Genomic DNA, 26,282 nt, shown 5'->3' with positions numbered 1-26,282 from the left:
GTCGAGTTGCCCTCCTCCCGTCTCCGGGCCGTCGTTGCACCAACAGGTTCCTGATTCTCTCCTGGAGGTGGACGTGGACACCCGCACTGACACCCGTGCCGGCGCCCTCACCAGTCCGGCGCCCGACCCGGCCCGCACCGGCCGCCCGCACCGGGTCCTGGTCACCGGGGCCACCGGCGACATCGGCCGCTGCCTGCTCGACGAGCTGACCGCCATGGGGACCCCCCTGCGGGTCACGGGGCGCCGGCCCGAGCAGCTGCGTGCCTTCGCCGACCGCGGCGTCGAAGCGGTCCACGGCGACCTCGACGACCCCGCGAGCCTGCGGGCGGCGGTGGCCGACTGCGACGTGCTCTTCCTCAACACCCCGCCCGGGCCGCACCAGTTCCGGCAGAACCGGGACGCGGTCGACGCCGCCGTGGCCGCCGGGGTCGAGCACGTCGTCAAGGTCTCGGCGTCCGACGCGAACCCGCGCTCGGCCATCCCCTGGGCGCGCGACCACGCCCTCGCGGACGCCCACCTGGCGCGCAGCGGCCTGTCGTGGACGCGTCTGGAACCGGGGGCGTTCTTCAAGAACCTCCTCGTCGAGGCCGCGGCGATCCGCCGGGGCTGGCTGCCGCAGACCAGCGGGCACGGCGCGACGGCCTGGACCGACGTCCCCGACATCGCCGCCGTCGCCGCGCGCGTCCTCACCGACCCCACGACCCGCGGTGGCGCCGGCGAGGACGGCCGCGCCTACCGGCTGACGGGCGAGGTCCCGCTGTCCTACCCCGAGGTCGCGGCCGGTCTCAGCGCGGCACTCGGTCACCGCGTCCGCTACGTGCACGTGCCGGCACCGGCGTTCCACGCGGTCCTGCGCGCCACGGGCGTGCCCGCCTGGCAGGCGCGCGGGCTCGTCCACCAGTTCGTGGACGTGGTGCGCCGCGGCGCGGACGACGGCCGACGGTGCACCACCGACGTGCCCGACCTGCTGGGCCGGCCCGCTCGGACGGTCGCCGACTTCGCCCGGGACCACCGCGCGGCCCTCACCCCCTCGCGCTGACCGTCGCGCTGACCCGGCCGCGTCCCGCTCACGCCACGGGCGCGGCCGGCACCGACCGGACCAGCCGCTCGAGGTCGTCGGCGTCCAGCAGGTCGACCGGTCGCACGGTGTCCCCGGTGGAGGCGTAGAAGAACGCAGCGCTGACGTCCTCGAGCGGGACGCCGTGCCAGCGCGACCACGCCAGCCGGTAGACGGCGAGCTGGACGTCGCGGGCCCGGGCGCCCTCCCCGTCCGGCGGGCGTCCGGTCTTCCAGTCCACGACGTCCCAGCGCGTCCGGCCGTCTCCGCCCGTCGTGGCGAAGACGGCGTCGATGCGCCCGCGCACCACGAGGTCCGCCACGGGCGTCTCGACCGACACCTCGACGGCGACCGGGTCCCGCGAGGCCCACTCCGAGGCCAGGTAGGTGCGTTGCAGCGCAGCCAGTTCGCGGTCGGGTGCCGCGTCCTCGTCAGCCGATCCGGGCAGGTCGACGAGGTCCAGCAGCGAGCTGGCCGTGAACCGTTGCTCGAGCCAGGCGTGGAACGCGGTCCCGCGCCGGGTGGCCGGTCGCGGCTCCAGCGGCACCGGCCGGCGCAGCTGCAGCGCGAGCGCGTCGGGGTCCTGCGCGAGGGCGACGAGGCGGGAGGCCGACAGGTGCGCCGGCAGCAGGACGCTCGGGGCCTGGTGGGCCGCGGCGCGCTCGGCCAGCAGCAGCGCGGTCTGCTCCCGCCAGGACCGGACCTCCTCGTCCACCACCACGTCCACCACGTGCCCGTCGTCGACCTCCGGGCCCTCGCCCGCCAGGACGGCCCGGACGAGGGCGGCCCCCGCGTCGACGTCGACGCGGCGCGAGGCCAACGGGTCCACGGGCCAGACGACGCGCTGCGGGTTCGCCGTGCGCGGGTTCACGGCGTCCGGCTCGGGCCGCGGGGTTAGCGGGAGCGAGACCAGCCCGGGCACGCTGCCCGGTGGCGCCTCCAGCACCTCCAGGAGGAACCGCGACGGCTCCCGGGGCCTGGTCGCCTCGTCCCAGAAGGCGCCCGACAGCAGCAGTTCCTCCTTGGCCCGGGTGAAGGCGACGTACGCCAGCCGCCGCTCCTCCGCGAGCTGGTGGTCCCCGCAGGCCGCCAGGAACTCCTCCCGCGCCGCGTTCAGCTCCTGCTGCGTCGAGGCCGACGTGATGGCGAACTCCGGCAGGCTCGTGCGGTCCCCGCGCAGCGGGTACGGCAGCACGCCGAGGGAGCTGCTGCCCCCCAGCCACCCCGGAGCGGTGTCCCCCGTGGCGGGGAAGCTCTTCTCCACCAGCCCGGGCACGGCGACGACGTCCCACTCCAGGCCCTTGCTCGCGTGGACCGTCAGCAGCTGCACCGCGTCCGTCGCGACGTCGGAGGCGCCCGGTTCCAGGCCGCGCTCGCGGACCTCCGCGGCGTCGAGCCACGAGAGGAACCCGCCCAGGCCCGGCCGCTGCGACCCGGCCGAGAAGGAGGCGGCCGCATCGGCGAGGGCGTCGAGGTTGCTGCGTTCGAAGGACGGCGAACTGCCCGGCCGGGCGGCCACTTCGACGTCGAGCAGCAGGGAGCGCTCCACCTCCCCCACCAGGTCGGCCACCGGCAGGTGCGTGCGGGTGCGCAGACGCCGCAACGTCCTCGCGAGCCGGGCCAGCCGGCGCAGCGCGCGCGGCGACAGCCCGCGGCCGTCCGGGCCCGTCCACCCCGCGGTCGGCAGCTCGTCGAGCGCCTCGACGAGGCTCACCGCCTCGACCTCGTCGGGCAGGACGACGACGTCGACCGGGTCCACGTCCGCGCCGTCCGCGCCACCTCCGTCGCCGCCGTGGTTCCGGCGGCGCTGGAGCTGCCGTGCCCAGGCGCCGAGCGCGGCCACGTCGCGCGGGCCGAGTCGCCAGCGCGCCCCCGTCAGCAGCCGGGCCAGGTGGTCACCGCGGCCGGGGTCGTGCAGGACGTGCAGCGTCGCGACGACGTCGGCGACCTCCGGCGTCGAGAGCAGACCGCCGAGACCGACGACCTCGACGGGGAGGCCGGCCTCGCGCAGCGCGCGCTGCAGCACGACGAACTGCGACCGCTTGCGGCACAGCACGGCCGCGGTCCGGCGGGGACGGACCTCGGCCCCGGGCACCCGGCGGGCGGCGGCGAGCCGCTCGGAGTCGGCGCGCCAGACTTCCGAGAGCCGGGCGGCGACCTCGGCCGCCTCCTCCTCCACGGTCGAGGCGAACGCGGTGCGGACGCGGCCGGTACCTGCGCCCGGGCGCGGGCGCAGGACCGCGACGCTGCCCGCGTCGAGGGCGTCGTTCAGCGGCCCGGCGACGACGTTCGCGGCCGCCAGGACGCCCACGTCGTTGCGCCAGCTCGTGGCCAGCGGCAGCCGGGCGGCGGGCGTGTCGTCGGCGCGGCGGAAGTGCGCGGGGAAGCTCACGAGGTTCCCCGCGCTGGCGCCGCGCCAGCCGTAGATCGACTGGTGGGGGTCGCCCACCGCGGTCACGGGGTGGCCGTCGCCGAACAGCGAGCGCAGCAGCGCGAGCTGGGCGTAGCTCGTGTCCTGGTACTCGTCGAGCAGCACGACGCGGTGCCGTGCGCGTTCGGTGGCGGCCACGGCCGGCACCTCGCGCGCCAGCCGCGCCGCGACGAGCACCTGGTCGCCGAAGTCGAGCTGGTCGGCCTCGCGCTTGCGGCGCTGGTACTCCCGCAGCAGCGGGACGACCTGCTTGCGGGCCTGCTGCACCGCGAGCAGGGCCGAGACCTTGGCGTACGGCTCACCGGGCACGCCGGCGCCGAACTTCGCCACGGCCTTGTCGTCCTTGGGCAGTGTCCGCACGAACGCCTCCACCTCGTCGACGAAGCCGATGACGTCCTCGGCGTCGACGAGGTGCTCGGCGCACTCGCCCGCGAGCTGCAGGAGCGCGGCGGCCAGCGTGGTCGGGGCGGCGTCGACCGCGGGCAGGTCCCCCCGCCACGTCTCGACCACCTCCGAGGCGAGCTGCCACGCCCCGGCGTCGGACAGCACCGTCGACTGCGGCTCGATCCCGAGCCGCAGGCCGTGGTCGCTCACGAGGGAGGCGGCGTACGCGTGGTAGGTCGAGACGACCGGCTCGCCCTCCCCCAGGGCGTCGTCGGCGGCCCCTTCGGCCCCGGGCGCCAGCCCGTGCGCCCGCAGGGCCCGAAGCCGTCGACGGACGCGCTCGGCGAGCTCCCCCGCGGCCTTGCGCGTGAAGGTCAGGCCGAGGACGTCCTCGGGGGCGACGAGGCCGTTGGCCACGAGCCAGACGACCCGGGACGACATCGTCTCCGTCTTGCCCGAGCCGGCGCCCGCGACGACCAGCAGCGGTTCGACGGGCGCCTCGATGACGGCGACCTGCTCGGGGGTGGGCGCGGGGCGGCCGAGCCGCTGCGCGATCTCCAGGGCGGTGAGCATCAGCGGCCCCCCTCCTCGACGACGCTGCGGCCGGCGTCCTGCGCCGGGCAGGAGCTGGCCACGGGGCAGTACCCGCAGTGCGGGCCGACGACGGCCTCGAAGGTGCCGGCCGCCATGCCCTGGGCCGCGTGCTCCACGAGCTCGCGGGCCCACGCCGGGTCCTCGTCGTCGTCGAGCGCGACCTGGTGCTGCTGGGGCGCCTTCTTCTGCGTCCCGCCGAGCTGGACGAGGGCCGCCCCGCCGGACGTGGGCGCGCCGGCGGGCATCGTGTGGAACGCCCCCTCCTGCGCAGCGAGCTGGTAGACGCCGAGCTGCGGCAGCCGGGCCACGTCGGCCTTGGACGGCTGCGTCTTGCCCGTCTTGAGGTCCACCACGACGGGGCGACCGGCGGCGTCGCGTTCGAGGCGGTCCACCCGGCCGCGGATGCGGGCCCGTCCGACGGTGACGTCGACGTCGAGCTCGACCCCCACGAGCGTGCGCCCCTCGCGGCGGGCCTCTCGGTAGTACTCCGCCAGCTTGTCCACCATGCGCTCGGCGCGGGCCCGGGCGGTGTCGGCGACCCAGCCGTCGGCCAACCCCAGGGTGGGCCAGAGCACGTCGAGTCGACGCCGCAGCTCGAAGGCGTCGGCGTCGGGCGCCTCGGCGGCGATGCGGTGGACGAGGTTGCCGATCGACTGCCCCGTGGAGTCGCCGGGCCGGGCGCCGGAGCTCTCCAGCAGCCAGCGCAGCCCGCACCGCTCGAAGCTCTCGACGCGCGAGGGCGAGACGGCGACCGGGTCGTCCGGGGCGCGCAGCGGACCGTCGTCGGTCAGCGCCTCCAGGCCGTACCAGTCGGCCGGGTCGGCGCCCGGCACCCCGGCGCGGGCGAGCTCGGCGAGCTGCCGGGCCGCGGCCGCGCGCCGCGGCGGGGTCTCGACGGCGTCGGGTGCGCAGACGACCTGCCGCAGACGGGCCACGAGCGCCGGCAGCGACACCGCCCGCGGCACCGTCGACAGCGGGCGCTCGTCGTCACCGTCCGCCCCGTCCGCGGCCGGGACGGTCGCGAGGTCTGCCACGAGGTCGACCAGGGCCGAGGGGCGCTCGTCCTCGGTGCGGACCGCGGTGACGACGAGCTCCTCACGGGCCCGGGAGACGGCGACGTGGAACAACCGCAGCTCGTCCTCGAAGACGGCCCGGCGGGCGCCGGGACCCTCACTGTCGCGCCCTTCCAGCACGTCGACGAGCGCCTGGGCGCCCAGGACGGACCCGCGCAGCCGCAGGTCCGGCCAGACCCCCTCCTGGACCCCCGCGACGACGACCAGGTCCCACTCCCGCCCCACCGCGCCCTGCGGGGTCGTCAGCGTCACGGCCCCGGCGTCCGGGGCGCGGTCGGCCAGCGTGTCCGAGGGGACCTCGGCGTTCTGCAGCTGCTCCAGGAACCGGGCCGCACTGCCCGCGCCCGGGAAGCGGTCGACGAAGCGACCGGCGGCCTCGAACAGGGCCAGGACGGCGTCGAGGTCGCGGTCGGCCCGTCCGGCGTCCGCCCCCTCGAGCGTGCTGCCCGCGAGCGCCGAGCGCTGCCAGCGCGTCGCGAGGCCGGTGGCGTCCCAGACCGCCCAGAGCACCGTCTCGGCCGAGGCGTCGGGGGCGAGGGCGGCGCGGCGGCCGGCGCGCAGGACGGCGGCGACGCGCTGGGCGGGGACCAGCGCCGGGTCGTCGGCCCGCACGCGCGCCAGGTCTCCCGTGGTCCCGTCGGCGCCCGGTTCGGCCCCGAGGTCGGCCTCGGGGTCGGCGAGGACCTCGGCGAGCGCGGCGGTGAGCACGACGTCGCTGCTGCGGCCGCCGCCGTCCGCCCGTTCGCTGCGCCGCAACGACTGCCGCAACCGGCGCAGGGCCACGACGTCGGCCCCGCCGACCGGGGAGGTCACGAGCTCGTGGGCGACGGCCTCGGTGAGCTCGGCCGGTTCGAGGACGACCGCGAGGGCCGTCAGCAGGGGCCGGACCGCCGGCTCGTCGCGCACGGGCACCTCGGCCAGCGGCACGGCCAGCGGCACGCCCGCGTGCGTGAGCCCGCGGCGCAGGGCGGCGGTGTGCCCGGCGGACCGGACGACGACCGCCATCTGCGACCACGGGACGCCGTCGAGGAGGTGTCGGCGGCGCAGCCGCTGGGCGACCCAGGCGGCCTCCTGCGTCGGAGACCCGAGCACGGCGACCTCGACGCGGCCCTCCCCGGCGCGCACCGGGACGGCCGCCCGTTGCGGCGCCCCGCCGAGGGCGCCCACCCGCTCGGCCACCGCGCGCGTGACCGCGCGCAGGGACGGCCGCTGGCGGTGGTCGGAGCCCAGGACCACCGCGGGCGCGGGGGCACCGCGGACGGCGAAGCGGTCGGAGAGCGCCGAGGCCGTGCGCGCGTCGGCGCCGCGGAAGCCCTGCGTGACGCTGTCGGGGTCGGCCGTCAGCACGAGGTCGCGGCCGCCGGCCACGGCCTCGAGGAGGCGGAGCCCGGCCTCGGACAGGTCGTGGGCGTCGTCGACGGCCACCAGGTCCCAGCGGTCGCGTTCGGCGGCCAGCAGCTCCGGCTCGGCGCGCAGCGCGGCGACGGCCTCGTCCACGACGGCGGCGGGGTCGTACGCCTCAGCCCGCCCGAGGGCGTTGACCTGCAGGTACTCCTCCAGGACGGCGGCCCCGGCGACCCACTCCGGGCGACCGTGGCGGCGGCCGAGCTCGACGAGGTCCTCGGCGCGCAGCCCTCGTTCGACGGCCCGCATCAGCAGGTCCCGCAGCTCGTTGCGGAAGCTGCGCAGCCCCCAGGAGGCCCGCGGGACGTCACCGGGCCAGTCGGGGGCGGCGAGCGCGCCGGTGAGGGTGACGCGGCCGTCGGCGTCGAGGTCGAACAGCTCGGCCGGGGCGTCCTCCGACGTCACGGCGAGGTGGCCGCGCAGCAGGTCGGCGAGGATCGCGTCCTGCTCGGCGCCGGAGATCAGGCGGGGCGGCGGGGCCCCCTCGTGCACGTGCACACGGCGCAGGACGCCGAAGGCGTAGCTATGCGGGGTGCGGGCCGCGGGCTGACCGGTCGTGCGGCGCAGGGCGTCGGACAGGTCGTCGCGCAGCAGGTCGGCCGCACGACGCGTGGGCGCGAGGACGAGGACGCGGTCGGGGTCGACCCCGTCGCGGGCGACGCGGGCGGTGACCAGGGCGCGGAGCGTGTGCGTGCGGCCCGTCCCGGGAGCCCCCACGACGACGAGCGGGCCGCTGCCCGGACGCGTCGCGACGACGGCGTCCTGGCGGTCGTCGGCCTCCGGCGCGTCGGCGACGAGGGGCACGGCGCGACGGAGCCGGGGCACCGGGGGCCGCCGCCGGCCCTCGCCCCCGCCGCCCTGCGCGCCCCCCTGGCCGGCACCCGCAGCACCCGCGTCCGTCACGTCCACCCTCAGCACGCCGTCATGTGACCACACGGCTCCGACACGACCTCCCGACGACACGTCGGAACCGCTCAGCGGGCGCCACCGGGACCGGCCAGCCCCAGCTCGCCCACGAGCGCCTCGACGTTGGAGGCGGCGTTGAGGGAGTACAGGTGCAGCACCTCCACGCCCTCGGCGAGGAGGCGACGGCCGTCCTCGACCGCCACCCGCATCCCCTCCTCGCGGAAGGCTCCGCGGTCGTCGAGGAAGGGGTCGAGGCGACGGTGCAGCCACGACGGCTCGTGACCGTCGGTCAGGCGGCGCGTCACCTCCAGCACGCGCGGGCTGGTCACGGGCAGCAGCCCCGGCAGGAGCGGGACGTCGCAGCCGGCGGCCGCGAGCCGGTCCCGCAACCGCAGGAAGTCCTCGACGTCGAACGTCAGCTGGGCGATCGCGCAGCGGGCCCCGGCGGCGAACTTGCCGAGGAGGCGGCGCAGGTCGGTGTCGAGGTCGGGCGAGTCGGGGTGCCCCAGCGGGAAGGCCGCCACCGCGACGGTGTCGGCGCCGTGCTGCAGCGCGAGGCGCACGAGCTCGTCGGCGTGCTCGAGCCCCTCGGGGTGCGGCTCCCACGGGGCGTGGGGGTCGCCGTCGGGGTCCCCCCGCAGGGCCAGGACGTCGCGCACACCGCCGGCGGCGAGCTCGTCGAGGACGTCGGCGAGCTGGGCCGTGGACTGGCCCACGGCCGTGAGGTGGGCCAGCGGCCGGACCGTGGTCTCGCGGGCCAGCCGGGAGGCGAGGTCGACGCTGCCGGCGCGGTCCCCGCCGCCCGCCCCGTAGGTGACCGAGGCGAACACGGGGGCCAGGGGCTCCAGGCGCTGCACGGCCCGCCACTGCCGCTGCGCGGTGGCCTCGTCGTGGGCCGGGGAGAACTCGACCGAGAAGCGGCGGCGGGCGGCGCGCAGGTCGTCCACCAGGGACGGGTGACCCGTCACGGGGCGGGCACCTCCTCCCACGGCGCCGTCCACGTACCCGCGTCCCAGCGGGCGCGGTCGAGGTCCACCCGCACGTCCACGGGGTCGTGGGCGAGCCGGCGCAACGGCGTCCCCTCGGCCCGCCAGCGGTGCAGCGCCTCGGGGGCCAGGGGCGGCGGCGCGCTGCCGTCGGCCCGCAGGACGCGCCACCAGGGCGCACCGGACCCGAAGCGGCGCAGCACGTTGCCGACGAAGCGGGGACCCCGGTCGCCGACGCGCGCGGCGACGTCGCCGTACGTCAGCACCCGCCCGGACGGGATGGCGTGGACCACCTCGAGGACCTCCTCGGCCCGGGCGGGCAGCGCGCTCTCCACAGCCGCAGCCTGTCAGAGGGGTGCTCGTGTCGGACCCGCGGTGCAGGGTGCCGCCATGACGAACGATCCCTCCCCCGGCCCGCGGTGGTCCGACGTCGAGGCCGGCGCCCCCGAGCTGGCGCGTGCCGTCCTGGCCCGCTTCGGCGCAGCCCGCCACCACGTGCTGGCGACGCTCTCGCGGGACGGGTCCCCCCGGGTGTGGGGCACCGAGGTCGACAGCTGGCACGGCGACCTGCTGCTCGGCTCGATGGTCCCGGCGCGCAAGCTCGACGACCTGCGCCGCGACCCGCGCTTCGCCCTGCACGCCCACACCGGGGACGGGTCGATGGCGGACGGGGACGCGAAGGTCTCCGGTCGCGCGGTGGTGGTCACGGACCCGGACGTCCTGGCCGCCTACACGGCCGACCGGCACCCGCCGGAGCCGTACGTCCTCCTGCGCCTGCACCCCACGGCGGTCGTCCTCACCGAGCTCGACGGCGAGCGCCTGCGCATCACGTCGTGGCGGGACGGAGCCGGCCCGCGCACGGTGGTGCGGTGAGGGTCAGGGGTGGGGCCACGGGTTGGGCAGCGCGCCCCGCAGCCCCTTGGTCTGCTGCATCATCACCGGCGCCAGTCGCCCGGGCCCGGGGTTGGGGTCGTGCCCGTGTCCGAGGACGTGGCCGATCTCGTGGTTGACGACGTACTGGCGGTAGCCCGTCCGGTCCTGGCCGTAGTCGGGGATGGCCCGCACCCACCGGTACCAGGTGAGGACGGCGGCGTCCCCGGACCGGCACGAGAGCGTGCCCATCGTCCGCAGCGGCCGGCACAGGGCGGCGGAGGTGTCGGGCGTGGCCAGCACGAGGCGCATCTGCGCGTCGCCGTCGGTGCGCGCGAAGCTCATCGCGCCGCCGGCGCCCCAGCTGCGCGGGTCGTTGAGGACGCCGAGGGCGAAGTCGGCGAAGGCGACGGGGTCGAGGAGACCGGCGGCGACGAGGTCCTGCTCGACCTCGACGCGCACGGTGCGGACGCGGGCCGAGGGCGGCGCGGACGAGGAGCCGGGGACGACGGTGAGGACCCCACCGCCGGACTGCGGGACGTCGGCGCCGAGCACGCCGGCGCGGACGTCGTCGGCCGTGAGGCCGGGCGGCAGTGCGGTCGTGGACGACGAGGGAGAGGAAGGGGACGGGGAGGTTTCCGCCGCGGCGGCGGAGGAGGCCGGTGCCGCACTCGTCCCGGGCGCGGACGACGAGGAGGTCGAGGAGACCGGTCCGGCGGACGGGGTCTGCCCCGTGCAGCCGGCGAGGAGCACCCCGGCTCCGCCCAGGAGCAGGGCGCGGCGGGCGGGGTCCGGGACGGCGGCGGGCACCCGCGCAGCATGGCACCCGCGCTCGGCGCGGCCGGGAGGTGCCGGGCGCGGCCCGACCGTCCGCCGGCAGCGAACCGGACGCCCGGTGTCGCGGCGGGGGACTAGCGTGGAGCCGGAGCCGTCTCGGGCGAGACGGCGGCAAGTCCAGATCGGCGACCCGGGAGGGGACTGCGGTGGAGGTTCGGATCGGCGTGCAGAACGTCGCACGCGAGCTGGTGTTCGAGTCGGCCCAGACCAGCGAGGAGATCACGAGCGCCGTCTCGCAGGCGCTGTCCGCCGGCACGGTGCTGTCGCTGGTCGACGAGAAGGGCCGTCAGGTCGTGGTCCCGGCGGCCTCGATCGGCTACGTCGACATCGGCGCGCCGCCGGGACGCCCACGCGTCACCCCGGCGACGCAGCCGGTTACCATTGCGGGGTTCAGGGTTGCCCGGTCGCCAGTCACGATCGGCTGCCGACTGCCGCGACGCGGCTGCACGCTCCGCCTGACGACGTTCCCCGCCGGTGGCTCCGACTTCTCGCCGAGCCGCTGGGGCGGGTCCTCCGCGGACGCGGCCGCGCTCGCCCCTTGCACGGGAGACGCATGACCGACACCAGCACGACGAGCGACGAGACCGACACCGTCGCCCCCACCGCCGAGGCCCCCGCGCTGCGCACCTTCGCCGAGCACGGCGTGGAACCGCGCATCGCCGCCTCGCTGGCCGGGGCGGGCATCACGACGCCCTTCCCCATCCAGTCCATGACGCTGCCCGTGGCGCTGACCGGGCACGACATCATCGGCCAGGCCAAGACGGGGACGGGCAAGACGCTCGGCTTCGGCGTCCCGCTGCTTCAGCGCACCGCCGTCCCCGGCGACGCCGACTACGACGCGCTGCCCGCGCCGGGCAAGCCGCAGGCCCTGGTCATCGTCCCGACGCGCGAGCTCGCGACGCAGGTCGCCGGCGACCTGACGACGGCGAGCCGTTCGTACCCCGCGCGCATCCTCACGGTCTACGGCGGCCGTGCGTACGAGCCGCAGATCGAGGCGCTGGCCAAGGGGATCGACGTCGTCGTCGGCACCCCCGGCCGCTTGCTCGACCTGGCCCAGCAGCGCCACCTGGACCTTTCGCACGTCACGTGCGTCGTCCTGGACGAGGCCGACGAGATGCTCGACCTCGGGTTCCTGCCCGACGTGGAACGGCTCCTGGCCCAGACCAACCCGGCCCGTCAGACGATGCTCTTCTCGGCGACCATGCCCGGCCCGGTCGTCGCGATGGCGCGCTCCTACATGCGCCAGCCCACCCACATCCGCGCGGTGGACCCCACGGACGACGGCGCCACCGTCGCCGCCATCACGCAGTTCGCCTACCGCACCCACGCCCTCGACAAGGTCGAGGTGCTCGCGCGGATGCTGCAGGCCACCGGCCGTGGGCTGACGATCATCTTCAGCCGCACCAAGCGCACGGCGGCCTCCGTCGCCGAGCAGCTCGTCGAGCGCGGCTTCGCCGCAGCCGCCATCCACGGCGACCTCGGCCAGGGTGCGCGCGAGCAGGCGCTGCGGGCCTTCCGGACCGGCAAGGTCGACGTCCTCGTCGCCACCGACGTCGCCGCGCGCGGCATCGACGTCGAGGACGTCACGCACGTCGTCAACTACCAGTGCCCCGAGGACGAGAAGGCGTACCTGCACCGCATCGGCCGCACCGGCCGCGCGGGCAACACGGGTGTCGCCGTCACGTTCGTGGACTGGGACGAGCTGCCGCGGTGGAGCCTCATCGACAAGGCGCTCGGCCTCGGCTTCGGCGAGCCCGTCGAGACGTACTCCACGTCGCCGCACCTGTTCGACGACCTGACCATCCCCGAGGGCACGACGGGCCGGCTGCCCCGGACCCAGCGCACGCGCGCCGGTCTGGAGGCCGAGCAGGTCGAGGACCTCGGCGAGGTCGGCGCCGCCAAGGGCCGCCGCGCCCGGTCCGGTGGGTCCTCCAGTACGGGCTCGTCCCGCCGCGGTGGGCGTTCGTCGGCCCCGCAGGAGCAGGAGGAGGGTGTCGTCGAGGAGCGCGTCGAGCGTCCCCGCCGCACCCGGACCCGCCGCCGCACGCGTTCCGGCGTCGAGGTGGAGCCGGGCGCGGAGGCGACCTCGGACACCACCACAGACACCACCACGGACGCGGCCCCGTCCGCCGCCGAGGCCGCACCGGAGAAGGCCCCGCGCCGTCGTCGGCGGACCCGCACGAGCGACGTCGCCGAAGGCGCCGCGCAGGAACCCGTCACCGACTGACGGACCCGCCCACGACGAAGGGCCCCCTCCCGGCCGGGAGGGGGCCCTTCGTGTCGAGGGGCGCTCAGGCGCCGACGACGAACGTCCGGACGGCGTCGGCGACCAGCTGCACGGCGATGGCCGACAGCAGCAGACCCGCCACGCGCGTCACCAGCAGCACACCGGAGTCGCCCAGGACGCGGTGCACGAGCCCGGCGAAGCGCATGGCCAGGTACAGCGTCACGTGCACCGCCACGACGCCGAGGGCGATGGCCGCGCGGTCCCCCCAGTCCTGCGCCTGCTGCACGAACACCATGGTCGCGACGATGGCGCCGGGCCCGGCCAGCAGCGGCGTGCCGAGCGGCACCATCGCGACGTTCACGCCGACGGTGCTCGTCGGCTCGTCGCCCTTCCCGGTCAGCAGCTCGAGGGCGATGAGCAGCAGCAGCAGACCACCCGCGGCCTGCAGCGCCGGGAGGCTGATGTGCAGGTAGTCGAGGATGCGCTGGCCGAAGACGGCGAAGGCGACGATGACGCCGAAGGCGACGACGACGGCCTGCCGGGCGGCGCGGGACCGCTCGGTGGTGCTGAAGCTCGCGGTGAGCCCCAGGAAGATCGGCACGGTCCCGAGCGGGTCCATGATGACGAAGAGCGTGACGAAGCTCTCCCCGAACAGCTGCCAGTTCACGCCGGGTGCGCCAGGCGGGACGCGGCGGCGACCTCGTCGATGCGCGCGAGCGACTCGGGGTCGGTCGTGTTCTCCCCCAGCAGGTTCCGCTTGCCCGCCCCGTGGTAGTCGCTGGACCCGGTGACGAACAGCCCGAGGGCGGCGGCGAGGTCGCGCAGGTGGGCGCGCTCGGCGTCGGAGTGGTCGCGGTGGTCGACCTCGAGGCCGGCCATCCCGGCCTCGGCCATGGCCGCCACCTCGTCGTCGTCGATGCAGCTGCCGCGCTTGGACGCCGCGGGGTGGGCGATGACCGGCACACCCCCGGCGGCCCGCACGACGCGGACGGCCTCGACGGGGTCCGGCGCCGTCTGCGGCACGAAGTACTTGCCCCGGCCGGAGAGCAGGGTCGCGAAGGCCTCGTCACGGTCGGCGACGACACCGCGCGCCACGAGGGCGTCGGCGATGTGGGGGCGGCCGATCGTGGCCCGCCCGTGGACGTGCTCCTGGACGTCCTCCCAGCACAGGCCCGTGTCGGGGCCGAGCCGGTCGACCATGCGACGGGCCCGGCTCTCGCGGGAGGTCCGGGACTCGGTCAGCATCCGCACCAGGGCGGGGTCCTCGGGGTCGTGGAGGTAGGACAAGAGGTGCACGGACACTCCACGGAGCAGACAGCTGATCTCGACGCCCGGGACGAACCTCAGTCCCCGTCGGTCGGCCGCGGCCGTGGCCTCCGGCCAGCCCGAGCTCGTGTCGTGGTCGGTGAGGGCGACGACGTCGAGTCCGGCCTGTGCGGCGGAGGCGATCACGTCGGCCGGGGATTGTGTCCCGTCGGACGCCGTGGAGTGCGTGTGCAGGTCGATGCGCACCGCACGAGCCTACTCTCCGTGGCGGCCCTCCCCGTGCGCTCGTGCGTCCGTCGTGCGGGGACGGCCGCTCAGGCGCGGGCGGGAACCGCCTGTCCGGCCCAGCGCAGCCGCGGCGACAGCGCTCCGCACGGGACGTCGAGCTCGTGGGCGGGGTCGCGCAGGTCGACGAGCTCGAGGTCGTCGAGCAGCGTGACGCCGGCCGCCGCGGGCCACAGCAGCGCCCACAACCAGACGCCGCCCGCCTCCCCGACGAGCACGGCGCGATCGCCCTCGGCCGGGACCGACCACAGCGGTGTCGAGGCCCCGGCGGCGTGCAACCGGGCGGCCGGGCGGCCCGTGACGAGGTCCTCCCCCGGGTCCAGGTCGTCCCGTCCGGCCAGGTGCGCTCCCAGGCCGCTGCCGGGCTGCTCAGCCACGAGGAGCACGTCCGCGACCGGTGAGCAGCCGGCGGGGCCGTGGTGCGGGCCCGACACGGCGACGACGACGGCCTGCGCCTCGTGCTTCTCGTCGCGCACGCACCGCGTTCCGGTGACGAGCCACCCGTCCGGCAGGGGCCACGGCAGCCACACCGGCACGTCGGCGTGCCGGGCGATCCAGTCGAGGTGCTCGGCGTCAGCCGGGTGCGGCGGCTGCAGCGGGACCACCTCCCCGTGCACCGCACAGGTGTAGCCGGAGTGCCAGATGCTGGGTGCCCTCACCGCGCCGTCGCAGCGGGGGCACTGCGCTGTACCGCCCATGCTCCACGGTGGCCCCGGTGACGGTCCGTCGTCAACCTCTGGTCACGCTGCGTCGCGGGTCGTCCGGCGACGGGCCGGGGCGGAGCGACAGCGCGACCCGCCCGGGGCGATGATGAACGGGTGAGCTCGCAGACGACGACCGACCAGACCACCGACGGCGCTCCCGACGGGGCCAAGGACGGGGGCGTGGCGGACCTGCTGGACCGCCAGGCGCCCGAGGGCGAGGGCACCGTCGTGGAGGGTGACGCGAGCGGTGCGGACGCGCAGGACGGGACGATGACGTCGCACCGGTCGACGCCGCGCTCGGCCGCCTTCCGGCAGTTCATCGCGCAGGGCTGGGGTCCGCGTCCGGCCGAGGACCTCGAGGCCGCGGGGGTGGCGCCCTTCGCCGCCCGCCGCCGCGAGGTGCTGTCCTCGCTCTTCCCGGGCGAGGTGCTCGTCGTGCCCGCCGGCACGCTGGTGCGCCGGTCCAACGACTGCGACTACCGCTTCCGCCCGCACTCGGCGTTCGCGCACCTCACGGGCCTGGGCACCGACCGCGAGGCGGACGCCGTCCTCGTCCTGCTCCCGACCGACCAGGGCCACGACGCCGTCCTGTACGTGCGGCCGCAGGCGGCGCGCGACACCGAGGAGTTCTTCGCCGACGCCCGCTACGGCGAGCTGTGGGTGGGCCCGCGCACGACCCTGCCGGCCCTCGCCGCCCAGACGGGCCTGGCCTGCCACGACGTCGCGACGCTCACCGACGAGGTGACGGCCGGCCTCGAGGGCGCGCGCGGGCTGCGGATCGTGCCCGACGCCGACCCGGCGGTCACCGCGCTCGTGACGCCGCTGCGGGGCCCGGCGGACGAGAAGGCACGCGAGAAGGCCGACGAGGAGTTCGTCACGGCGCTGTCCGAGCTGCGCCTCGTGAAGGACGAGTGGGAGGTCGCGCAGCTGCGCGACGCCGTCGCCGCCAGCGCCCGCGGCTTCGAGGAGGTCGTGCGCACCCTCCCCCGCGCCGTCGGTCACGCCCGCGGTGAGCGCGTCGTCGAGGCCGCCTTCGACGGCACGGCCCGCATCGAGGGCAACGGCGTCGGGTACGAGACGATCTCGGCGGCCGGCGACCACGCCTGCACGCTGCACTGGATCCGCAACGACGGCGCCATCGCCCCCGGTCAGCTGCTGCTGCTGGACGCCGGCGTCGAGGTGGACTCGCTCTACACCGCCGACGTCACGCGCACGCTGCCCGTCGACGGCACGTTCACCCCGGCCCAGCGCCGCGTCTACCAGGCCGTGCTCGACGCCGCCGAGGCCGCCTTCGCCGTCGCCAGGCCGGGCGTGAAGTTCCGCGAGGTGCACGCGGCGGCCATGGAGGTCGTCGCCGACCGGCTGTCCGCCTGGGGGATGCTGCCCGTTGACGCCGCCACCTCCCTCGGCGAGGAGGGGCAGTTCCACCGGCGCTGGATGCCGCACGGCACGAGCCACCACCTCGGCCTCGACGTCCACGACTGCGCGCAGGCCCGCAAGGAGATGTACCTCGACGCCGAGCTGCGCGAGGGGATGGTCTTCACCATCGAGCCGGGGATCTACATCAAGACCGAGGACGAGCTGGCGCCCGAGGAGCTGCGCGGCATCGGCGTCCGCATCGAGGACGACGTGCTCGTCACGGCCGACGGGGTCGAGAACCTGTCGGCCGCCCTCCCCCGCACGCCCGACGACGTCGAGGCGTGGATGGCGTCGCTGCGCTGACACCCGGACGAGACAGGACCGCCGCCCGACGCGAGGCGTCGGACGGCGGTCCCTGGTCGACGGTCAGCGCTCGGAGCGGTCCTGCTCCTCGCGCGCTCTCGCCTCGGCAGCGCGCCGCTGACGGCGTGCCTCCTCCATCTTCTCGGCGTACGTCGGACCCGAGAGGTCGTGCACCGGCTCGGGCTCGGGTGCCTTCTCGAACGACGGCGGGGGTGGCGGTTGCGTCGCCGGAGCCGAGCCGGGCTGCGGCGGCGGCATGTACGGCTGGGTGCCGCCGGGCGGCGGACCCCACGGTCGCTGCGACGCGTCGGGCGCACCCCACGGGGATTGGCCCGACGGCGACCCGCTGTCGCGGCCGAGCCCGTTGGGCAGGCGCGAGAGCACCTCCCGGGCCTGACCGGCCAGCTGCGGCAGGCACAGGACGGTGTACTCCGATGCGACGATCTGCGAGGACGACGTGAAGTCGCGGCGCCCGCCGGTGAGGGCGTAGGAGATGACGCCGAAGAGCATCCCGAACCCGGCACCGACGAGGATGCCCGTCAGGAGCGCCCCGCTGCCGCCGGGACCGAACACCGACAGCATGAGCCCGATGAGCAGACCGAACCAAGCTCCGGAGGCGGCCCCCGCGCCCGCTGCGCGACCGTAGGTCAGCCGCCCCGTGACCCGCTCGACCATCTGCAGCCCGGTGCCGACGATCGTCACGTTCTGCACCGGGAAGTGCTCGTCGGAGAGGAAGTCCACCGCGCGCTGCGCCTCGGAGTAGGTCCCGTAGCGGCCGATCGTCTCGCCCGAGGGGGGCGTCGGCGTGGTGATCCGGCGCGGACCACCCATGGGCCCGAGGTTCGACATCAGACTTCCTCACCTTCTCGACCCGTCCCGCGACGTCGGCGCAGGATCGGCGACGCGCCCCTGGCGGGGCCGCCGTCGTCCTGGTCAACGCCGCGGGACCACGCTCAGTGCCCGCCGGGACCGTACTCCCAGGGAGTGCTCAGGCGGACTTGCGCTTGACGCCCGCGCGTCCCGCCTGCCGCGTGGCCTCGACCTCGGTGCTGGCACCGGCGGTGGTGAGCTGACCACCGGTGGTCTCGAGGTGGGCGCGGACGAACCAGTGGAACTGCTCGAGCTGGCCGGCCTGCGCGATGAGCATGTCCTGCGTGACGAGGTCGAGGTCGTCCGTGGCCTCGATGGCCTTGCGGTGGTCCTCGATGACGCCGCTGTAGACGAGGTCGAGCGCACCCAGGTGCTCGATGGCGCCCGCGCGACCGATGGAGTAGTCGTCCCAGCCGCGGTCGGCGACGAGCGCGCCCGGGGTGCCGACGGGCGACAGGCCCAGGGTGGCGATGCGCTCGGCGGTCGTGTCGGCCATCTCGCGGACGGCGTCGACCTGCGGGTCGAGCATCTCGTGGACCGCCACGAAGTGCGGGCCCACGACGTTCCAGTGGACGTGCTTCAGCGTCAGGTGCAGGTCGGTCAGGGCGTTGAGGCGGTCCTGCAGGAGCGCTGCGATCTCGGCGCCCTGCTCCGTCGTCAGCCCGGGGATCGTGTAGAGCGGGGTGCCCTCGGACTTCATCTTCTTGCTCTCCTTGGCCATGCCGTCACGGTAGGAGCGCACGTCGCGCACCGCGAGCTGGAAGTCAACCCCTAGATTGGAACGTGTGACCGGACCCACCACGCGTGTCTTCGCCGCCCGCCTGGCGGGCACGTCGGTCTTCGACCCCCAGGGCGACCAGGTCGGCCGGGTCCGCGACGTCGTGGGGATGCTGCGACCGCGCGGACCGGTGCGCGTCATCGGTCTGGTCGTCGAGGTCCCCGGTCGCCGCCGCGTCTTCGTCCCCATGACCCGCGTGACGTCCATCGACGCCGGTCAGGTCATCACGACGGGCCTGGTGAACATGCGCCGCTTCGAGCAGCGCGGCGCCGAGACGCTGCTGCTCGCAGAGCTCCTCGACCGCACGGTCCAGCTCGCCGACGGCAGCGGGGAGGCCACGATCGAGGACCTGGGACTGGACGCCGTCCGCGCCCGCGACTGGCACCTCACCCGGCTGTTCGTGCGTCGCGGGACGAACCCGCGCGGGCTGTCCGGCCGGCTCCGGCGGCGCGGGGAGACCATGACCATCCCGGTCGAGGGCGTCCTCGGCGGCGTCATCGGGCTGGCCTCCCCCGACCTGGACCAGGGGGCGACGAACCTGCTCGCGGCCTTCGAGGAGCTCAAGGCGACCGACCTGGCCGAGGTGATCCACGAGCTGACGCCCAAGCGCCGACGGGAGGTCGCCGCGGCCCTCGACGACGAGCGGCTCGCCGACGTCCTCGAGGAGCTGCCCGAGGACGACCAGATCGAGATCCTCTCGGGCCTGGAGGGCGACCGCGCCGCGCACGTCCTGGAGGAGATGCAGCCCGACGACGCGGCCGACCTGCTGTCGGAGCTGCCTTCGGAGCAGGCCGAGCGGCTCATGGCCCTCATGGACCCCGAGGACGCCGACCCGGTCCGCCGCCTCCTGGCCTACGACGACTACACCGCCGGTGGTCTCATGACGACCGACCCCGTCGTCCTGGCCCCCGACGACACCGTCGCAGAGGCACTGGCCCACGTGCGGCGCACCGAGCTGAACGTCCCGCTCGCCACCGCCGTCTACGTCTGCCGGCCGCCGCTGGAGACGCCCACGGGGCGCTACCTCGGCACCGCGCACCTGCAGCGGCTGCTGCGCGAACCGCCGCAGACACCGCTGGGTCAGCTGCTGGACAACGACATCGACCCCCTCGCCCCGGAGGAGACGCTGCAGGCGGTGACGCGCCAGCTGGCGGCGTACAACCTCGTCTCGCTGCCCGTGGTCGACGAGGACGGCCACCTGCTGGGGGCCGTGACCGCCGACGACGTCCTGGACCACCTGCTGCCGGAGGACTGGCGCGACGCGGAGGAGGAGGTCTTCGAAGGGCCGACCGGACAGGAGAGCACCCGTGCCTGAAGCCCGCGAGAACCGCCGCGGCCAGCGCCGCGAGGCGGTGTCCCTCGACACCCCCCGCGAGAGCCGGCGCCCCTGGCTGGCGCGTCCGCAGTTCGACCCCGACGCGTTCGGCCGCGCCTCCGAGGGCTTCGCCCGCTTCATGGGCACGGGCCGCTTCCTCGTCTACATGACGGTGTTCGTCGCCGTGTGGCTGGCGTGGAACACCTTCGCCCCCAAGAGCGTGCAGTTCGACCCGCGGGCCCTGAACTACACCCTGCTCACGCTCATCCTGTCGCTGCAGGCGTCGTACGCGGCTCCCCTCATCCTGCTCGCGCAGAACCGGCAGGACGACCGCGACCGCGTCCTCAACGAGCAGGACCGCTCACGCGACGAACGGGCGCTGGCCGACACCGAGTACCTCACCCGCGAGGTCGCGGCCCTGCGCATCGCGCTGCGCGACGTCGCCACGCGCGACTTCGTCCGCTCGGAGCTGCGCTCGATCCTCGAGGAGCTCGCCGAGGAGGGCGTCACCGTCTCGGCGTCGCCGTCACGCGACGCCAAGCGCAAGGGCGGCAAGAAGCGCAAGCGGGTGACCGAGCCGGGTGCGCCCACCCGCGTGGCGGAGCCGGACTCAGGTTCGGAGCGTGAGGTGCCGACACCTGACGGGTGACGACTCTCGACGACGGCCCCGGAGCGGGCCCCGCCACGGGCCAGGTCCCCGAGCAGGGTGGCAACCAGGTCCGCAAGCGCCTGGGCGACGTCCTCGTCGAGAAGGGCCTGCTGGTCCCCGAGGACCTCGAGGTGGCGCTCGCCGAGCAGCGCAACGTCGAGGGCCCGCGCCGGCGCCTGGGGCAGATCCTCGTCGAGCTCGGCATGGTCTCCGAGGCCGAGCTGGCCCAGTGCCTCGCCGAGCTGCTGAACCTCGAGCACGTCGACCTCTCGCGCATCAACCTCGCCCCCGACGTCGTGCGGATCCTGCCGCGCGCCGTCGCCGAGCGCTGCCGCGTCCTCGTCCTGGACAAGACGCCGGAGTACCTGCTCGTCGCGGCCGCCGACCCCACGAACGTCCTCGCCCTGGACGACGTGAAGCTCTACACGCGCACCCCCGAGCTGCACGTCGTCGTCGCGATGGACTCCCAGATCCGCGACCACCTCGCCCGCGCGTGGTCCCTCACCGAGGACACCTCGCAGGTCTCGCGGATGGTCGAGGACGCCACCGACGACGAGGACGAGGACCCGCTCGCCGCGCTCAACGGCTCGGTCGACGACGACGCCCCCATCGTCAAGCTCGTCAACCGGATCCTGTCCGACGCCGTCCGGCTGCGCTGCTCCGACATCCACCTGGAGTCCCAGCGCGACCAGCTGCGCGTGAGGTTCCGCGTCGACGGCCTGCTGCGCGACGTCATGAGCGCCCCCAAGCGGGTCGCGCCGAGCGTCATCAGCCGCATCAAGATCATCTCCGGCCTGGACATCTCCGAGCGCCGCATCCCCCAGGACGGCCGCACCCGCGTCATGGTCGACGGGTCCGCGATCGACTGCCGTGTCTCGACGCTGCCGGCGCTGCACGGAGAGAAGATCGTCATCCGCCTGCTGACGCGCGGCGACGACGTCCCCTCGCTGCCCTCCCTCGGGTTCGAACCCGAGCAGCTCGAGATCTTCGAGAAGGCCCTCAGCGTGCCGCAGGGTCTGGTCCTCATCACCGGCCCCACCGGGTCCGGGAAGACGAACACCCTCTACGCGGCCATCCACGCGACGATGTCGCCGGAGAAGAACATCATCACCCTCGAGGACCCCGTCGAGGTCCAGCTGCCCGGGATCACCCAGGTCCAGGTGCACGCCAAGGTCGGCATGACGTTCTCCGCCGGCCTGCGCTCGGTCCTGCGCCAGGACCCCGACATCGTCCTCATCGGTGAGGTCCGCGACACCGAGACGGCCGAGCTGGCGCTCAAGGCGTCGATGACCGGTCACCTCGTGCTGACGACCCTGCACACGAACTCGGCCGTCGGCGCCCTGACGCGTCTGGTCGACATGGGCGCGGCGCCGTTCCTCGTCGCCAGCTCGCTGACGGCCGCGATCGCCCAGCGCCTCGTCCGCAAACCCTGCGACTCGTGCGCCGACGGGTACATCCCGGACGAGAACACCCTGGCGCTGCTCGACCTCACGATCGAGGACATCCTCGACGCGACGCCGCTGAAGGGCACCGGCTGCCCGGAGTGCGGCGGGACCGGCTACCGCGGCCGGACCGCGGTCTACGAGGTCCTCGACGTCACCCCGAGCATGCGCAAGGTCCTCATGCACGACGCGACGGAGTCGGCGCTGCTGGCCGAGGCCGAGCGCATTGGCATGAAGAACCTGCGCCAGTCCGCGCTGGCCAAGGCCATGCGCGGCGAGACGACCTTCGAGGAGGTCATCCGCGTCACGGCAGGCTGACCGACGACTGTCGGATTGACGGGCGTAGCCTCGACGGACCAGCCGTCGAGGAGAGGAACGCCGTCGTGCGCGCAGTCCAGTACCGCCGGATCGGAGCGGCCCCCGAGGTCGTCGAGGTCGAGAAGCCGACGCCCGGGCCCGGTCAGGTCCTGCTCGAGGTGACCGCCGCCGGGATCTGCCACTCCGACGACTTCGTCATGGGCCTGCCCGAGGACCAGTACACCTACGGCCTGCCGCTCACCCTCGGCCACGAGGGGGCCGGCCGGGTCGTCGAGCTCGGCCCCGGCGCCGAGGGCGTCGAGGTCGGCACGAACGTCGTCGTCTACGGCCCGTGGGGCTGCGGGACGTGCCACCAGTGCGCCCAGGGCAAGGAGAACTACTGCCCGCGCGCCGCCGACCTCGGCATCGCCCCGCCCGGTCTGGGCGCCCCGGGCGCCCTCGCGGAGTTCATGCTCGTCGACTCCCCGCGCCACCTCGTGCCGATCGGCGACCTCGACCCCGTCGCCACCGTCCCCCTCACCGACGCCGGCCTCACGCCGTACCACGCGGTCAAGCGGTCGCTGCCGAAGCTGCGGGCCGGCTCCACGGCCGTCGTCATCGGGGCCGGCGGCCTCGGGCACGTCGCGATCCAGCTGCTGCGGGTGCTGTCCCCCGCCCGCGTCGTCGCCCTCGACGTCAGCGAGGAGAAGCTGGCGTTCGCCTCCTCGGTCGGCGCCCACGACGTCGTGCTGTCCGACGCCGACGCCGCCCGGAACGTCCGCGCGCTGCTCGGCGGCCGCGGCGCCCAGCTCGTCCTGGACTTCGTCGGCGCGCAGCCGACCATCGACACCGCGATGGCGCTCGCCGACGTCGAGTCCGACGTCACGATCGTCGGCATCTCCTCCCGGCCGGCGGCCGCGCAGGTCGGGTTCTTCCGGCAGGCCTACGAGGCGTCGGTCGCGGTGCCCTACTGGGGTTCGCGCAGCGAGCTGATCGAGCTCGTCGAGCTCGCCCACCAGGGCGTCCTCGACGTGCACACCGAGACGTTCTCCCTCGAGGAGGCGCCGCAGGCGTACGAGCGGCTGCACGCCGGCACCCTCACCGGCCGCGCCGTGGTCGTCCCCTCCCGCTGACCCCCCTCATCCGCGTGGGGTCAGGGGCGAGCGAGGGCCGCGGCGGCGGGGCCGAGGTCGAGGTCGTCGACGCGCACGGCCTGCCCCGTCTCCAGCGAGCGGTTGGCGGCGATCCCGACGACGACCGAGCGCACCCCGTCGCGCCAGGAAGCGGTGCGGTGCAACGGGTCCGGTACGGGCCCGGCGAACACGTCGCGCAGCAGGAGGGCGTCGCCGCCGCCGTGGCCGCCCTCCCCCACCGGGATCGGCACCTCGTGCGCCGCCTCGAAGTGCCGCTGCACGAGGAGCCGCTCGGAGACCGGCCGCACCCCCGTCCCGGCCTCGACGTCCTCGGGGTGCATGCTCGGGTCGACCTGCCGGCGGCCCTCGGCCAGGGGCACCTCCCCCCGCTCGACGACGGTCAGCTCCGCGCGGCCGCGGGTGCCGTTCACCGCGACGACGTAGCCCTCCCACGGCGAGTGCGCGTTGAGGGCGTACGACAGGGTCGCCGTGCCGCCCGGCACGGCGGAGTCCACCACGAGGGCGAGGTTGTCCTCGATGGTGATGCCCTCGTCGAAGACGTCGCGGTCGCGCAGGTAGCCGTCGTGCTGCTCGTTCTCGAGGTACAGCTCGCGCAGCTTCGGGTCGGCGGCCAGGTCGAGGGAGAAGGCGTCGGCGCGTCCGGCCTGCGACGTCCCCCGCTCGGGGCGGGGACCGACCCCGCGCGCGGCGGCGTTCGCCGCGCCGTAGAACCGCAGGCCGCCGCTGGCGAACACGCGCCCGGGCACCCCCTGGGTCCACCAGTTGACGAGGTCGAAGTGGTGGGAGCTCTTGTGCACGAGCAGCCCGCCGGAGTTCTCCTTCTGGCGGTGCCAGCGGCGGAAGTAGTCGGCGCCGTGGGCGGTGTCGAGCACCCACTCGAAGTGCACGCTCGTCACCGTCCCGATCCCGCCGTCGGCGATGACCTGCCGCAGCGCGGTGTTCCGCGGCGCGTACCGGTAGTTGAACGTCACGAGGACGTCGCGGCCCGTCCGCTCGACGGCCTCGGCGATGCGGCGCACCCCCTCCTGCGTCGTCGTCAGGGGCTTCTCGACCACGGCGTCCGCGCCTGCGTCGCGGGCCGCGACGACGACGTCGGCATGGGTGTGGTCGGGCGTGGTGACGACGACGCGGTCGATCCCGAGCCGGCGCACGGTGTCCGCCAGCTGCGCGGGGTCGACCAGCTCCGGCGCGGGGCGTCCCGCCGCGGCGTACCGGCGGGCGTGCAGGGCGGCCCGCCCGGGGTTGGTGTCGGCGAGGGCGACGAGCTCGCCGTCACCGGCGTGCGGCCCGGCGAGGGCGTCCACGTACATCGTCGCGCGGGAGCCGGCGCCCACCAGGGCGTAGCGACGGGGGCTGGGCACGGACGTCCTCCTCGACGGCGGGCAAGCGCTTTCCGGCACACCCTTCCACCGCCCCGGGCCGGGGTCAAGGCGCCACGTAGGCTGGCCCCATGTCCACCACCCCGCCCACGCCCGGTCCCCAGAGCGTGCGCGCGGAGGTCCTGCAGGCCCTGCGCACCGTCGACGACCCCGAACTGCACCGCCCCATCACCGACCTCGGCATGGTCGACGGGGTCGACGTCGACGAGGCCGGCCTCGTCGACGTCCGCATCCTGCTGACCACCGCCGGCTGCCCCATGCGCGACACGCTCACCCGGGAGGTCACCGCCGCCGTGCGGACGGTGGACGGCGCCCGCGGGGTGCGCGTGCACCTCGGGGAGATGACCTCCGAGCAGCGCCGCGAGCTGACCGCCAAGGTGCGCGGCACCACGGGTGCGGCCCCCACCATCCCCTTCAACGACGCCGGCAACCTCACCCGCGTCTACGCGGTCGCCTCGGGCAAGGGCGGGGTCGGCAAGTCGAGCGTCACGGCGAACCTCGCGGCCGCGATGGCCGCCGACGGCCTGCGGGTCGGTCTCCTGGACGCCGACGTCCACGGCTTCTCGATCCCGCGGCTGCTCGACGTCCGCGGCACGCCGACCAAGGTCGAGGACATGATCATCCCGCCCGTGGCGCACGGAGTGAAGGTCATCTCGATCGGGATGTTCGTCCCGGGCAACCAGCCCGTCGCCTGGCGCGGGCCGATGCTGCACCGGGCGCTGCAGCAGTTCGCCTCCGAGGTGCACTGGGGCGACCTCGACGTCCTCCTGCTCGACCTGCCCCCGGGCACGGGCGACATCGCCATCAGCGTGGGCCAGCTGCTGCCGGGGGCCGAGGTCCTCGTCGTCACGACGCCGCAGGTAGCGGCCGCCGAGGTGGCCGAGCGCGCCGGGTCGGTGGCCTCGCAGACCGAGCAGCGGGTCGTCGGCGTCGTGGAGAACATGAGCTGGCTGGAACTGCCGGACGGGCAGCGCCTGGAGGTCTTCGGCTCCGGCGGCGGTCAGGCCGTCGCGACGTCGCTGACGGAGCGCCTGGGGACGTCGGTGCCGCTGCTGGCGCAGGTCCCGATGGACGTCGTGCTGCGCGAGGGCGGGGACGCGGGAACGCCGGTCGTGCTGTCCCACCCCGACGCGCCGGCGGCCGTCGTGCTGCGCGACCTCGCGCGCACGCTGGCCCGGCGACCCCGCGGCCTCGCGGGACGCCGGCTCGGCGTCAGCGTCGCCTGACCCGGTCGGGTCGGGCGGGGCGCGTCAGGTGGCGTCCTCGTCGTAGGGCGCCGGGGAGGCCTTGGCCGGCTCGGCCGACTTCTTGCCGAGGTCGACCCCACTTCCCGTGGCCGCACCGGACGACGCGGGGGGAGTCGACTTCGCGGCCACCGGTTCGTCGTCGTCGTCGTTCCACGCCTCGGTGAGGGCCTCGCGGACGATGCGCCGGGGGTCGTACTGCCGCGGGTCCAGCTTCTGCCAGTCGATGTCGTCGAACTCGGGACCGAGTTCCTCGCGCATCTGGGCCTGAGCCCCCTTGGCGAAGCGACGCGCGGACTTGACCAGACCTGCCAGTTGCTCGGCGTAGTGCGGCAGCCGCTCGGGACCGAGGACCACCAGCGCCACGACGAGGAGGACGAGGAACTCGCCCCCGTTGATGCCGAACAC

22 protein-coding genes are annotated in these 26,282 nt (G+C 75.3%); 10 read left to right on the top strand and 12 right to left on the bottom strand.

Annotated elements, in window-relative coordinates; genetic code table 11:
- Window positions 1–73: 73 nt before the first annotated feature.
- A complete protein-coding gene (locus tag AB1207_RS16175; protein WP_367639421.1) occupies window positions 74–1,039 on the top strand; it encodes an NAD(P)H-binding protein in 966 nt (321 codons plus the stop codon).
- A gap of 28 nt (window positions 1,040–1,067) precedes the next feature.
- On the opposite strand, the gene AB1207_RS16170 is transcribed toward AB1207_RS16175, so the two are convergent.
- The 4 genes from AB1207_RS16170 to AB1207_RS16155 are packed head-to-tail and all read right to left on the bottom strand — an operon-like array spanning window position 1,068 to window position 9,170.
- On the bottom strand, window positions 1,068–4,445 hold the full coding sequence (locus AB1207_RS16170; protein ID WP_367639420.1) for an ATP-dependent helicase: 3,378 nt from the start codon (window positions 4,443–4,445) through the stop codon (window positions 1,068–1,070).
- Complete coding sequence (locus AB1207_RS16165; protein WP_367639419.1) at window positions 4,445–7,861, bottom strand: ATP-dependent helicase; 3,417 nt, start codon at window positions 7,859–7,861, stop codon at window positions 4,445–4,447. The genes AB1207_RS16170 and AB1207_RS16165 overlap by 1 nt, the downstream gene beginning before the upstream one ends.
- A gap of 56 nt (window positions 7,862–7,917) precedes the next feature.
- Window positions 7,918–8,817, bottom strand: a complete 900-nt coding sequence (locus tag AB1207_RS16160; protein ID WP_367639418.1) for a methylenetetrahydrofolate reductase — start codon at window positions 8,815–8,817, stop codon at window positions 7,918–7,920.
- Window positions 8,814–9,170 carry an MGMT family protein gene (locus tag AB1207_RS16155; RefSeq protein ID WP_367639417.1) on the bottom strand — a complete coding sequence of 119 codons (357 nt, stop codon included), beginning with the start codon at window positions 9,168–9,170 and terminating at the stop codon, window positions 8,814–8,816. Before AB1207_RS16155 ends, AB1207_RS16160 begins: the two co-directional genes overlap by 4 nt.
- A gap of 55 nt (window positions 9,171–9,225) precedes the next feature.
- Here AB1207_RS16155 and AB1207_RS16150 point away from each other — a divergent pair, with 55 nt between their 5' ends.
- Window positions 9,226–9,708 (top strand): pyridoxamine 5'-phosphate oxidase family protein, encoded by a 483-nt coding sequence (locus AB1207_RS16150; protein WP_367639416.1) that lies wholly within the window; start codon window positions 9,226–9,228, stop codon window positions 9,706–9,708.
- 3 nt (window positions 9,709–9,711) lie between these two features.
- Here the strand turns inward: AB1207_RS16150 and AB1207_RS16145 are convergent, their stop codons facing one another.
- On the bottom strand, window positions 9,712–10,515 hold the full coding sequence (locus tag AB1207_RS16145) for a DUF3152 domain-containing protein (RefSeq protein WP_367639415.1): 804 nt from the start codon (window positions 10,513–10,515) through the stop codon (window positions 9,712–9,714).
- Between the two features lie 173 nt (window positions 10,516–10,688).
- Between AB1207_RS16145 and AB1207_RS24500 the strand changes: the two genes are divergently transcribed.
- On the top strand, window positions 10,689–11,099 hold the full coding sequence (locus AB1207_RS24500; RefSeq protein ID WP_437178958.1) for a DUF3107 domain-containing protein: 411 nt from the start codon (window positions 10,689–10,691) through the stop codon (window positions 11,097–11,099).
- Window positions 11,096–12,769, top strand: a complete 1,674-nt coding sequence (locus AB1207_RS16135) for a DEAD/DEAH box helicase (protein ID WP_367639414.1) — start codon at window positions 11,096–11,098, stop codon at window positions 12,767–12,769. Before AB1207_RS24500 ends, AB1207_RS16135 begins: the two co-directional genes overlap by 4 nt.
- 64 nt (window positions 12,770–12,833) lie before the next feature.
- Here the strand turns inward: AB1207_RS16135 and AB1207_RS16130 are convergent, their stop codons facing one another.
- The 3 genes from AB1207_RS16130 to AB1207_RS16120 all read right to left on the bottom strand — a co-directional run bounded on the left by AB1207_RS16130 (window position 12,834) and on the right by AB1207_RS16120 (window position 15,018).
- Entirely contained in the window at window positions 12,834–13,436 is a 603-nt protein-coding gene (locus AB1207_RS16130) for a MarC family protein (RefSeq protein WP_367639413.1), read from the bottom strand.
- Window positions 13,433–14,281 (bottom strand): PHP domain-containing protein, encoded by an 849-nt coding sequence (locus AB1207_RS16125; protein ID WP_367639412.1) that lies wholly within the window; start codon window positions 14,279–14,281, stop codon window positions 13,433–13,435. The genes AB1207_RS16130 and AB1207_RS16125 overlap by 4 nt, the downstream gene beginning before the upstream one ends.
- A gap of 68 nt (window positions 14,282–14,349) precedes the next feature.
- Entirely contained in the window at window positions 14,350–15,018 is a 669-nt protein-coding gene (locus AB1207_RS16120) for a DUF6758 family protein (protein ID WP_367639411.1), read from the bottom strand.
- A 276-nt stretch (window positions 15,019–15,294) separates the two neighbouring features.
- Between AB1207_RS16120 and AB1207_RS16115 the strand changes: the two genes are divergently transcribed.
- On the top strand, window positions 15,295–16,746 hold the full coding sequence (locus tag AB1207_RS16115; protein ID WP_367639557.1) for an aminopeptidase P family protein: 1,452 nt from the start codon (window positions 15,295–15,297) through the stop codon (window positions 16,744–16,746).
- Between the two features lie 63 nt (window positions 16,747–16,809).
- Here the strand turns inward: AB1207_RS16115 and AB1207_RS16110 are convergent, their stop codons facing one another.
- Together AB1207_RS16110 and AB1207_RS16105 are read right to left on the bottom strand one after the other, a co-directional pair.
- Complete coding sequence (locus AB1207_RS16110; protein ID WP_367639410.1) at window positions 16,810–17,595, bottom strand: YflT domain-containing protein; 786 nt, start codon at window positions 17,593–17,595, stop codon at window positions 16,810–16,812.
- A 139-nt stretch (window positions 17,596–17,734) separates the two neighbouring features.
- Window positions 17,735–18,337 carry a Dps family protein gene (locus AB1207_RS16105; protein WP_367639409.1) on the bottom strand — a complete coding sequence of 201 codons (603 nt, stop codon included), beginning with the start codon at window positions 18,335–18,337 and terminating at the stop codon, window positions 17,735–17,737.
- A gap of 64 nt (window positions 18,338–18,401) precedes the next feature.
- Between AB1207_RS16105 and AB1207_RS16100 the strand changes: the two genes are divergently transcribed.
- From AB1207_RS16100 to AB1207_RS16085, 4 genes are all read left to right on the top strand, one after another.
- A complete protein-coding gene (locus AB1207_RS16100; protein WP_367639408.1) occupies window positions 18,402–19,709 on the top strand; it encodes a magnesium transporter MgtE N-terminal domain-containing protein in 1,308 nt (435 codons plus the stop codon).
- A complete protein-coding gene (locus AB1207_RS16095; RefSeq protein WP_367639407.1) occupies window positions 19,702–20,358 on the top strand; it encodes a DUF1003 domain-containing protein in 657 nt (218 codons plus the stop codon). Before AB1207_RS16100 ends, AB1207_RS16095 begins: the two co-directional genes overlap by 8 nt.
- Window positions 20,355–22,118, top strand: a complete 1,764-nt coding sequence (locus AB1207_RS16090; RefSeq protein ID WP_367639406.1) for a GspE/PulE family protein — start codon at window positions 20,355–20,357, stop codon at window positions 22,116–22,118. The genes AB1207_RS16095 and AB1207_RS16090 overlap by 4 nt, the downstream gene beginning before the upstream one ends.
- A gap of 65 nt (window positions 22,119–22,183) precedes the next feature.
- Entirely contained in the window at window positions 22,184–23,230 is a 1,047-nt protein-coding gene (locus tag AB1207_RS16085; RefSeq protein ID WP_367639405.1) for an NAD(P)-dependent alcohol dehydrogenase, read from the top strand.
- Window positions 23,231–23,250: 20 nt separating this feature from the next.
- On the opposite strand, the gene AB1207_RS16080 is transcribed toward AB1207_RS16085, so the two are convergent.
- The gene (locus tag AB1207_RS16080) at window positions 23,251–24,612 is read right to left on the bottom strand and encodes a Gfo/Idh/MocA family protein (RefSeq protein ID WP_367639404.1); all 1,362 of its coding nucleotides are present in this window, start codon (window positions 24,610–24,612) and stop codon (window positions 23,251–23,253) included.
- Window positions 24,613–24,701: 89 nt separating this feature from the next.
- Here AB1207_RS16080 and AB1207_RS16075 point away from each other — a divergent pair, with 89 nt between their 5' ends.
- Window positions 24,702–25,856 carry a P-loop NTPase gene (locus AB1207_RS16075; RefSeq protein ID WP_367639403.1) on the top strand — a complete coding sequence of 385 codons (1,155 nt, stop codon included), beginning with the start codon at window positions 24,702–24,704 and terminating at the stop codon, window positions 25,854–25,856.
- Between the two features lie 24 nt (window positions 25,857–25,880).
- Here AB1207_RS16075 and AB1207_RS16070 read toward each other — a convergent pair whose 3' ends face one another.
- A complete protein-coding gene (locus tag AB1207_RS16070; protein ID WP_367639402.1) occupies window positions 25,881–26,282 on the bottom strand; it encodes a twin-arginine translocase TatA/TatE family subunit in 402 nt (133 codons plus the stop codon).

Source organism: Kineococcus endophyticus, from assembly GCF_040796495.1.
GTDB lineage: Bacteria > Actinomycetota > Actinomycetes > Actinomycetales > Kineococcaceae > Kineococcus > Kineococcus endophyticus.
Note: the sequence above shows the minus strand (reverse complement) of the source record. Positions and strands in the feature narration are given on the sequence as shown.